Raw genomic sequence first — 924 nt, forward strand, 5'->3', positions numbered from 1 at the left:
TATATATACCCGTTGTGCATTTTAAATAATACTAACTTTTAATTTATTGATATTTCGGTTGAAATATACTTTGTTGATAAATTGTACAACGGTTAGAGCAGTTATTTTAGTTAATAATCTAGTTTTGAATCCCTCAAAAGTCTTTGCGTAATTACGTCTGATCATAAATTGATCACAAAGCTGGGAGAATAATGTTTCAATCCTCTTTCGTTGTTTTTTGAATAAATAAAATTGAGGTTTATAATTTTTTTGATTAATCCTCTTAGGAGTTTGTAATTCTATGTGAGCATAGTTAAACAAGTCAATTTGAATTTCCGAAGATAAATATCCCTTATCTCCAAGTAACGTACAATCAGATAATTGTTCCCTGATATCTTTTAAGTAATGAATATCATGAATTGAAGCAGGGCTTAAATCTATGCTTTGGAAAATACCGCTCACAGAGCAAACTGCATGGAGTTTGTAACCGTAAAAATGCATTTTTTGAGAAGCACAATATCCTCTGTTGGGATAAGAGTATTCATTCTCTTTACAGATTTTTGAAGTATTGCTTCTGGAAAGTTTGCAAACCTCTACAGGCATACTGTCAATGATGAAAACATCTTCAAACTCATTAAAATAATGCGCTATTTTCATTCGTAAATCATTGATTCCATCAGCTAATCTGCGTTTTCGGCGATTGTAAACAGTTCTTTCTATTTTGCACCCGATTGTTTCTGGAATGTGACGAAATAAATGATTTTCACTGTCAATCCCCATAAATTCGGAAGTTAATGCTAAGCTTATCAATTCCAAATCCTTGAGTTTAGGAATTCGTCTTTGATAAGGTACAAGAGTTTCATCTGATATTTTTCTTAAAACTTCCAAAATTCTTTCGTAATTTGCGATTAAGTTGTTCATTGTGAATGTTTTATAGCTAATTCA

General features: G+C 31.1%; 1 protein-coding gene. It reads right to left on the reverse strand.

Going from position 1 to position 924, the window contains the following annotated elements; translation table 11 throughout:
• Positions 1 to 21 precede the first annotated feature (21 nt).
• On the reverse strand, positions 22 to 900 hold the full coding sequence (locus tag WA1_RS51965) for an IS982 family transposase (RefSeq protein ID WP_066613680.1): 879 nt from the start codon (positions 898 to 900) through the stop codon (positions 22 to 24).
• Positions 901 to 924 lie beyond the last annotated feature (24 nt).

Source organism: Scytonema hofmannii PCC 7110, assembly GCF_000346485.2.
Classification (GTDB): domain Bacteria; phylum Cyanobacteriota; class Cyanobacteriia; order Cyanobacteriales; family Nostocaceae; genus Scytonema; species Scytonema hofmannii.